At 64.5% G+C, this 9207-nt stretch carries 7 protein-coding genes and 1 CRISPR repeat array (1 of these 8 running past the window's edge); all 7 genes read left to right on the forward strand.

Features of this window, described 5'->3' with window-relative positions:
* Nucleotides 1–314: a CRISPR direct-repeat array (repeat unit 29 nt; unit sequence GTGCTCCCCGCGCATGCGGGGATGATCCG) (it extends 1855 nt beyond the left edge of the window).
* Nucleotides 315–645: 331 nt separating this feature from the next.
* A complete protein-coding gene (cas3, locus tag ACHQ4I_RS20610; protein WP_420773433.1) occupies nucleotides 646–3534 on the forward strand; it encodes a CRISPR-associated helicase Cas3' in 2889 nt (962 codons plus the stop codon).
* Nucleotides 3531–5189 (forward strand): type I-E CRISPR-associated protein Cse1/CasA, encoded by a 1659-nt coding sequence (gene casA / locus ACHQ4I_RS20615; RefSeq protein ID WP_420773434.1) that lies wholly within the window; start codon nucleotides 3531–3533, stop codon nucleotides 5187–5189. Before cas3 ends, casA begins: the two co-directional genes overlap by 4 nt.
* Nucleotides 5186–5827, forward strand: coding sequence for a type I-E CRISPR-associated protein Cse2/CasB (gene casB, locus ACHQ4I_RS20620; RefSeq protein WP_420773435.1), 642 nt, complete (start codon nucleotides 5186–5188; stop codon nucleotides 5825–5827). Before casA ends, casB begins: the two co-directional genes overlap by 4 nt.
* 22 nt (nucleotides 5828–5849) lie before the next feature.
* Nucleotides 5850–6971: a type I-E CRISPR-associated protein Cas7/Cse4/CasC gene (gene cas7e, locus ACHQ4I_RS20625; RefSeq protein WP_420771210.1), complete on the forward strand. Its 1122-nt coding sequence runs from the start codon at nucleotides 5850–5852 to the stop codon at nucleotides 6969–6971.
* Nucleotides 6968–7693, forward strand: coding sequence for a type I-E CRISPR-associated protein Cas5/CasD (gene cas5e / locus ACHQ4I_RS20630; protein WP_420770345.1), 726 nt, complete (start codon nucleotides 6968–6970; stop codon nucleotides 7691–7693). The genes cas7e and cas5e overlap by 4 nt, the downstream gene beginning before the upstream one ends.
* Nucleotide 7694: 1 nt before the next feature.
* Nucleotides 7695–8378, forward strand: coding sequence for a type I-E CRISPR-associated protein Cas6/Cse3/CasE (gene cas6e / locus ACHQ4I_RS20635; RefSeq protein WP_420770344.1), 684 nt, complete (start codon nucleotides 7695–7697; stop codon nucleotides 8376–8378).
* A gap of 2 nt (nucleotides 8379–8380) precedes the next feature.
* A partial coding sequence (cas1e, locus tag ACHQ4I_RS20640; RefSeq protein WP_420771211.1) for a type I-E CRISPR-associated endonuclease Cas1e occupies nucleotides 8381–9207 on the forward strand: 827 nt, incomplete at its 3' end.

The following is a 9207-nucleotide window of genomic DNA, read 5'->3' on the forward strand; positions in this document are numbered from 1 at the left end:
GATGATCCGGCCGAGCGTCTTGCGGGCCGAGACTTGACCGCGTGCTCCCCGCGCATGCGGGGATGATCCGGACGTCGGCGTAATCCAGGACCCTCCGAAGCAGTGCTCTCCGCGCATGCGGGGATGATCCGACCGGGTCGGCGCTGTATGAGCGCGCGTGGTCGTGCTCCCCGCGCATGTAGGGATGATCCGTCGTACCCAGCAACGGCTTTCGGGGCCGTGCGGTGCTCCCCGCGCATGCGGGGATGATCCGGTGCTGTTGATCTGGCTGTCGTCGAGCAGCTGGTGCTCCCCGCGCACGCGGGGATGATCCGGCGGGGCTGGAACGTGACGAATTCCGCGCCCGGTGGTCCCCGCGCACGGCGGGGTTGAATCCACAGCTAAGGCGACATAGCGGGCTCGGCGGATTGTCCTTCCGGGGACATGGGCGACGATCGGTGTACGTGGTTCAGGTTCAGGCCCGCTGGGGTTGTTGAGATCAATTGGGCGAAATGCGTGTGTGGGCTTGGGGTCGCGCGTAGCGTGGCCGAAAGTTCCTCGGCGGTCACGGTTTTGGGTTTGTGGCCGGAGAGCTTGTCGGTGGGGGGTGCAAGGCTGGGTTGCATCTCTCGTGGCGGGAGTTTGATGACCATCGTTTAGGGGTGGATGTTGGCGCTGAGCGAGGCTTCGCGTGCGGTGTGGGCGAAGTCGCCCAACGGTTCGGGGGGATGGCTTCCGTTGTGGCAGCACATGGACGATTCGGCTGATGTTGCCGGGCACTTGTTCGATGAGTGGCTCGCGCCGAATGTTGTGGGGTTGCTGGCGGCGGAGTTCGGTGGTGATCGTGAGGCGGCCCGGTGTGTGGTGCGGTTCTTGGCCGGTGTGCATGATCTCGGGAAAGCGACGCCGGCGTTCGCGATTCAGGATGTGGGTCTTGCTCAGCGGATGCGTGAGCATGGCCTGTATATGCCGATGGTGCGGCAGGAATTGGTGGACCGGCAGTTGGCGCACCACACGGTCGCGGGGCATCATCTGCTGATTCGGTGGCTGGTGGATCAGGGGTGGACTCGTCGGTGGGCGGTGCCGTGGGGTGTTGTGTTAGGCGGTCATCATGGGGCGCCGCCGGATGAGGATGATCCGTTGTTTCCGGATAAGTATCCGGATCTGTTCGGTGCGGGCGTGTGGGTTCAGGTGCAGCGAGAGTTGTTGGGCCGCATTGCAGAACGCACCGGTGTGTTGAGGTATCTGGGTGGTTGGCGTGAGCTGAAGTTGACCGCGCGGTTCCAGGTGTTGGTGACGGGGATCGTGGTCGTTTCGGACTGGATCGCCAGCAACGAGGAGCTTTTCCCGTTTCACACTGCTCGATTGCCAGCGGAGATTGCCGATTCCGGGCGGTCTGTTCGGGCGCTGGCCGCGTTGTCGTTGCCACGTCCGTGGTCCCCGTCGCGGATTCCTGTCGCTGTGCCGGAGTTGTTCGCGTCGAGGTTTTCGTTGCCGGAGGGAGCGCAGCCGCGGTCGGTTCAGATCGCGGCGTGTGAGGTTGCGCGGTCGATGGCCACACCTGGATTGTTGGTCATCGAAGCGCCGATGGGGGAGGGCAAGACCGAGGCTGCGTTGGCGGCGGCGGAGATCTTGGCCGAGCGTTGGGGCGCTGGTGGTTTGATGGTGGCGCTTCCGACGCAGGCGACCAGCGATGCGATGTTTCATCGGGTGGTCGAGTGGCTCGACGCTTTGGGTGCCGATGGTCAACAGGTCGGTGGTTCGATCGTGCTCGGTCATGGCAAGGCCCGGTTCAATCGGTTGTTCCAGGGTTTGGTGCGCGCGGGGCGGATGCGGGACGCCGAGATCGGCTGCGATGAATCCCAGGGCCATCGAGCGAGGGGCGTCGCGGTGTCCGCGTCTCACGCGGTCGTGGCCCATTCGTGGTTGTCCGGTCGTAAGAAGGCTCAGCTGGCGAACTTCTCGGTCGGCACCATTGATCAGCTGTTGTTCGCGGGTCTCAAATCGCGGCATCTGATGTTGCGGCATCTCGGGCTCGCCGGGAAGGTGGTGTTGCTCGATGAGGTCCACGCCTATGACGCCTACATGAATTCCTACCTCACGATGGTGCTGACTTGGCTTGGCGCATACCAGGTTCCGGTGATCGCGTTGTCGGCGACTCTGCCGGCGGATCGTCGGCAAGCGCTGCTCGAGGCCTATCGGCGAGGTTTCGTTCGTGACGGGGTCGGCGAAGCCGTCGACGCGGTGGGCTATCCGATGGTGTCGTGGACCAGCGGCAACGATGTGCGCACGCGAGCGGTCGAACCATCAGCTCGGTGCACGAGCGTGCACGTCGGGGCGCTGGGCGGCGAGGTTGATGACGATCGAGAAGCACTGTCGACTCTGTTGCTGGACAAACTGTCCGAGGGTGGGTGCGCGCTGATTGTCCGTAACACCGTGCGCCGGGTGCTGGAAACAGCCGCCGACCTCGAGCGACACTTCCCCGGTGAGGTGAGCATCGCGCATTCCCGGTTCATCGCGGCTGACCGGATGCGCAAGGACATCGATCTGCTCGACCGATTCGGATCCCCGACCCGCGCCCTCGCGCGGCCCAAGCGGCATATCGTTGTCGCCTCGCAGGTGGTGGAGCAGTCCCTGGATGTCGACTTCGATCTGTTGATCACCGATCTGGCGCCGATCGATCTGCTGCTGCAACGCATGGGCAGGCTACATCGCCATCAACGCGGCGAAGAACAGGTCGACCGGCCGCGGAAAGTGCGTACGGCTCAGGCGTTTATCAGTGGTGTCGAGTTCACCGACGGTGTGCCTGAGCTGGAATCGGCTGCGGCGCGCTACATCTACGGTGAGCACGTATTGCTGCGTGCGGCGGCGGTGTTGTTACCGAAGCTGGGCGCCACGATCAACCTGCCGAGTGACATCGCCCCGTTGGTGCAGGATGCCTACGGGGCGGGGGAACTGGGGCCCGCGCAGTGGCAGCAGGCTATGGAGCACGCGCGGCAACGTTGGCTGGACAAGTCCGCCACCCGGATCGCGAAAGCCGAGACGTTCCAGCTCAAGCAGCCGTCACGCCCAGGTAAGGCGATCCTCGGCTGGGTCGCGGCGAATGTCGGTGACACTGACGATGATTCGCATGGTCAGGGCCAAGTCCGCGACGGCGCCCCCAGCTTGGAAGTTGTTGTCGTTCAGCAATCGACGACCGGCGAGTGGTTCACCCCGGCGTGGCTGGCGGACGGAGACGGCGGCCGCACCGTGCCGAGGGATGTGACTCCGTCAGACGATGTGGCCGAGATCATCGCAGCCTGCTCATTGCGGCTGCCGCTGGAATTCAGCAACGAAGGCGCCGAGAGTGCGCTGTGGGCGGGTACTCCGGAGGCTTGGGAGTTCTCCCCACTTATCTATCGCCTGCCCGTGTTGGTCATCGACGGCGAAGGTAACGGCGAAATCGCTGGACGCGCAATCCGCTACACCCCGGATCGAGGGCTCGAGGTGTCGCCGACCAGCCAACAGCCGCCCGAAACCGACCGTCAGCCAACAGAAGTGAGCAACCGTCGATGAGTACAGCAGATGAACACGGATTCAACCTGCTCGACGAACCATGGATCATCGCGCTCGGCGTCGATGGCCGCGAGCGCGAGTTGTCGATCCTTGAATTGTTCGAGCAGGCAAGGGATTTGACGCGGATTGGTGGGGAGGTTCCTACGCAGGGTTTCGCGATCACGCGGATGTTGCTGGCGGTGCTGCATCGGGCGATCGACGGTCCGACCGATGTGGATGCCTGGGAGCAGTTGTGGGCCGCTGATGCGTTGCCGACGGATCGTATTCGCGCGTATGTCGGGCCGCTGCGGCACCGGTTCGATCTCTTCGACGCCCAGGGGCCGTTCTTCCAGGTCGCGGGTTTGCGGACGGCGAAGGATGAGGTGTCGGGGCTGGAGAAGATCGTCGCCGATGTGCCCAACGGGCAACCTCTGTTCACCACTCGATCCGCGGTTGATCTGCGCCGCATCGATGCTGCGGAGGCGGCGCGGTGGTTGGTGCATGCGCACGCGTTCGATCCGTCCGGGATCAAGTCTGGTGCCGTGGGCGATGCGACGGTCAAGAACGGTAAGGGGTATCCGATCGGTACGGGGTGGTCGGGGCAGATCGGGGGAGTGCTGCCGCAGGGTAAGGACCTGCGGGAGACGCTGCTGTTGAATCTCGTCGCCTACGAGGACAACCCGTACGTGCGTATCGGCGGCGTCGCTGATGTTCCGCCATGGGAGCGGGATTGTTACACCGCGGTGTGGGAGGAGCGCCCACCCAACGGGGCTATCGACCTGTATACGTGGCAGACCCGACGGATCCGGTTGGTGGGGGATCGTGGCGGGGTGAGCGGGGTGGTGTTGGCCAACGGGGACAGGATCGTGCCGCAGAATCGCCACGGGATGGACCCGCATACCTGTTGGCGCTACAGCGAGCCGCAGACGAAAAAGCACAAGACCGATGTTTATATGCCGTTGGTCCATGATCCGGAGCGTTCGGTGTGGCGGGGGATCGGCGCGATGCTGCCAGCGACTTCCGGTCGCCGCGCAAACCACAACGGCGGGGACCCGCAACCGCGGTTGGCGCCAGGGATATTGCAGTGGATCGGCGAGTTGGGTTCCGCCGGTGTCCTGCCGCCACGCTATACGCCTCGGATTCGAATCACCGGTGCCGAATATGGTTCGCAGAGTGCGACATTCGCCGAAATTGTCGATGACGTGTTGCCGATGTCGGTGACTTTGCTGCGGGAGGATCGCCCCGCCGCCGGGCAGACCGCGACCAATGCGGTGGATGATGCCGAGCGCACCGCGTCCTCGGTGTGGAGCTTCGCGGAGAACCTCGCTGCGGCCGGTGGCGCCGAGCCGAAATCCGGTGCCGGTGACCGGGCCCGCGAGCGCCTGTACGCGGCATTGGACGCCCCCTACCGGGAATGGCTGACCTCGCTGGCGCCTGGATGTGACCTCGACCAGGCCCGCAGGCAATGGCAGTGTCACGTTCGAGATGCGACATATCCGGTTACCGCGGAACTGATTTCGGCGGCACCGCCGTCGGCGTGGGTGGGCAGAGAGGTCCGCGGTCAGCTACTCAACGTCCCGCGAGCGGAAATGTGGCTGAATGCCGCCCTGCGGAAGCTGCTGCCGCTGGCCTACCCACGATCGGATAGCTCGATATCGAAGGAGGTGGTGGCGTGAGCACCGTCGAGGAGCAACCAACCGCTGCGGCCGCGCCGAAGCGGCATTTGGGGCGTCTGGGAGCTGCCCTGGAATGGCGGTTGAACCGACTGCAGGACGAGTACCTGCGGGGATCATCGTCAGCGCGTGCGGAACTGGCGAAACTACGTCGCGGGCTGGGCAAACCCGCGGGCAGTGTCCCTGAGATCTGGGATCTCACCATCGCCGCGGTGCCCGCGTCCCTGCATGCCGATGACCGATTCGACGACGGGACGCCCAGTGCCGCCGAGGAAGCCGCGCACTCGGTGCTCACCTTGTTCGCCCTGCACCAGCAGTCGATGAGCGGCCGCGCGCATGTGCCTGAGGTGTCTTTCGGCCGGGCGATCGGGTTGCTCGCACAGACCGAGGGCCGCAGCACCGACGCGGTTGCGCGCAGGTTCATGGCGGTGGCCACCGCGCAGTCCATCGATGAGGTGCTCGTGCACATCCGCGGACTGGTCACCCAATTACGCACCGCCAAGAAGGGATTCGACTATGCACGGTTGGCCGACGACGTGAGCGATCTACTCACCCCCGGCCGCGCCCAACGCGTGCGGCTTGTCTGGGGCCGCGACTTCTACCGCACCCCGAACAGCACCGACCCCGAACCCGCCGAATGACACCCACGGAAGGCCAGCTCCGATGACCCGTACCCTGATCGACCTCCACATCCTGCAGACCGTGCCGCCAAGCAACCTCAACCGCGACGACACCGGCAGCCCCAAGACCGCTATCTACGGCGGTGTGCGGCGTGCGCGAGTGTCGAGCCAAGCGTGGAAACGCGCCACCCGCGCCGCCTTCGACGAGCACCTGGATCGCTCCGAACTCGGCGTGCGCACCCGACGAGTCGTCGACCTGCTGGCAGCTGAGATCACTACGCAGTCACAGGATTTGGCGGATCGCAGCCTTGCGTTGGCGTCGGAGGTGATGAAGGCGATCGGAATCACGGTCAAACCACCGAAAAAAGACGCCATCGACGAAGCCGGATATCTGGTCTTCCTCAGCCGCCATCAAATCCGGGCCTTGGCCGAGGCGGCGGTCGCCGCGGCCGAGGCCGAGGACGTGGCAAAAGCATTGCGGGAAGCCAAGGTCAAGGACTTGGCCGATCGTGACCATTCGGTGGATATCGCCTTGTTCGGTCGCATGGTCGCCGACCAAGCCGACCTGAATGTCGACGCCGCTGTCCAGGTCGCCCACGCCATCAGTGTGCATCCGGTGGAGACCGAGTTCGATTACTTCACCGCCGTCGACGATCATATCGATGACCACGAGACCGGGGCCGGGATGATCGGCACCATCGAGTTCAATTCCTCCACCCTGTACCGGTACGCGACCATCGACGTGAATCGGCTCAACGACAACCTCGGCGACGAGGAAGCGACCCGCCGCGCGGTCGAAGCGTTCCTGATGTCCTTCGTGCGATCCATGCCCACCGGCAAACAGAACACCTTCGCCAACCGCACCCTGCCCGAGGCCGTGGTGGTTCTGGTGCGCGACACCCAACCCATCAACCTCGTGGGCGCGTTCGAAAGCCCGGTGCGGGAATCGAATACCGGTGGTCGAGTCAAAAGGGCCGCGGACCTGTTGCGTGAGGAGGCACACGAGGTGCAACGCGCCTACTCCGAAACACCGGTCGCGAGCTGGGTGACCCGACTCGGTTCGGATACCGCCGGTTTGGACGATCTGGGCGCCAACGTCGCATTCGCCGACCTCGTCGCCGAAGTAGGTGCGCTGGTCGGGACCAGGCTCGGGGACCATCAATGACCGTGGTGGCCCTGCGCTTGGCCGGGCCGCTGCAATCGTGGGGAGCCAGTAGCCGATTCGTGCGACGAGGCACCGAGATCGCGCCAACCAAAAGTGGGGTGCTCGGGCTCATCGCGGCAGCGAAGGGCCTGCGCCGCACCGACCCCTTGGAAACGTTGCTGGGCTTGCGATTCGGTGTCCGCATCGACCAACCCGGGCAGCTGGTTCGAGACTTCCAGACCGCGCAGCGGCCCAAACGCGAACGCGACGGATCCACCACCTGGACCTCGCTACCGTTGTCGTATCGCTACTACATCTCCGACGCGGTCTATCTCGCAGTCCTCGAAGGCGAGCACGGACTCATCAGCGCGATCGACGCCGCCGTGCGAAGTCCCGAGTTCCCGCTCTACCTCGGACGCCGATCCTGCCCACCCGCCGGACCCATCGCGCTCGGAGTCTTCGACGAGGACCTGCAGACCGCGCTGGCACAACGCCCCTGGCTTGCCAGCACCGGGACCCAGCGCCGCACCCGCGACCTTATGGTCCGGTTGGCAACCGTCCGCGACGCCGCCGAAGGCGAAGACGACGGCGAAATGATCCGAGACACACCGGTGAGTTTCGACCCCAACCACCGCCAGTACGAATGGCGCTCGGTCGTGCGCGGCAACGTCACCGTGCCCAATCCCCATGGCACAACCGAACCCGGCGACGAACATGACGCCATGTCGGTGCTGGAGGTGTGAGATGTTTTTGACCAGAATGCCGATCAACCCCCGCCGCCGCGGCGCCCGAATACTGCTGTCCTCCCCACAAGCACTACACGCCGCGGTGTGCAGCGGATTCGCCGAGGCCGCGGCAACCGAGGAGGGACGAATCCTGTGGCGCCTCGACAACTACGGACCCCACCGCGTCCTGCTCTACATCGCCAGCCCGGACAAACCCGATCTCACCCACATCGTCGAACAAGCCGGATGGCCAACCACCCAAGCATGGGACACCAAACCCTACGACCGTCTCCTGGACCGGCTCACGGTCGGCCAGCTTTGGCAATTCCGCCTCACCGCCAACCCCGTCCACTCCGGCAGACGCGACGGCTGGGCCGATACCAAACCCCTGGCCCACGTCACCGCCCGCCAACAAGAACAATGGCTACTCGACCGAGCCGACCGCATCGGAATCCGAATACTGCCACGACAGGCACCCGACGCGACCGACAATGAATTCGAACTCGCCATCACCGACCGCTCAGTACGACGGTTCACTCGCGGCAACACACGCGTCACCATCTCCACCGCCACCTTCGAAGGCATCCTCGAGGTAACCGACGTTGCCGCACTACGACATTCACTCAGCTTCGGAATCGGACGAGCGAAATCATATGGATGCGGCCTGCTGACACTGGCCTACCCAACGCAGACGGACAAATAGCTGTGGGCACGATCGGGCGCAGACCCTCGGAATCCAAAGAGCTGGTACGCATATCGGACCGCGTCTCGTTCCTGTACCTGGATCGATGCGTCGTCAACCGCGACAGCAACGCCATCACCGCGACCGATGAGCGCGGCACCGTTCACGTACCGGCCGCCTCAATCGGCGTGCTGCTGCTCGGCCCGGGAACCACGATCACCCATCAAGCGATTTCACTGATGTCCGACAGTGGATCAACGGTGGTGTGGGTAGGAGAACGCGGCGTCCGGTATTACGCCCACGGCGTGGGGCTATCGCGATCCTCCCGTCTGCTGGAGGCACAAGCAGAGGCCGTGACCAACACGCGGTCGCGGTTGCGGGTCGCGCGGGCGATGTATGCCATGCGCTTTCCGGGCGAAAATATCTCAGAACTATCGATGCAACAGTTACGCGGGCGCGAGGGCGCCCGCGTGCGCGCGGTCTACCGCGAGCACTCGCAGCGGACCGGAGTCGAATGGAACCGGCGCACTTACGACGTCGAGGACTGGGATGCCGGTGAGCCGGTCAATCAGGCTCTCTCAGCAGCGAATTCGGCACTGTACGGCGTTGTGCACTCGGTCATAGTCGCGCTGGGATGCTCGCCCGCCCTCGGTTTCGTGCACACAGGCCATCACCGATCGTTCGTCTACGACATCGCCGACCTGTACAAAGCCGAGGTGACCATACCGATCGCATTCGATATCGCAACCGAAGACGTCGAAGACATCGGAGCCGTTACCCGAAGACGAGTCCGAGATGCCCTGCACGACGGGAAGATCCTCGAACGATGCGCCCGCGACATCCAGCATCT

The sequence above is a fragment of the Nocardia nepalensis genome (genome assembly GCF_048910785.1).
GTDB classification, from domain to species: Bacteria; Actinomycetota; Actinomycetes; order Mycobacteriales; family Mycobacteriaceae; genus Nocardia; species Nocardia nepalensis.

Coding starts and splice junctions, on each gene's coding strand:
- cas6e (WP_420770344.1), top strand. CDS start 7,695: ATGTTTTTGACCAGAATGCCGATCAACCCCCGCCGCCGCGGCGCCCGA.
- casA (WP_420773434.1), top strand. CDS start 3,531: ATGAGTACAGCAGATGAACACGGATTCAACCTGCTCGACGAACCATGG.
- cas5e (WP_420770345.1), top strand. CDS start 6,968: ATGACCGTGGTGGCCCTGCGCTTGGCCGGGCCGCTGCAATCGTGGGGA.
- cas3 (WP_420773433.1), top strand. CDS start 646: ATGTTGGCGCTGAGCGAGGCTTCGCGTGCGGTGTGGGCGAAGTCGCCC.
- cas7e (WP_420771210.1), top strand. CDS start 5,850: ATGACCCGTACCCTGATCGACCTCCACATCCTGCAGACCGTGCCGCCA.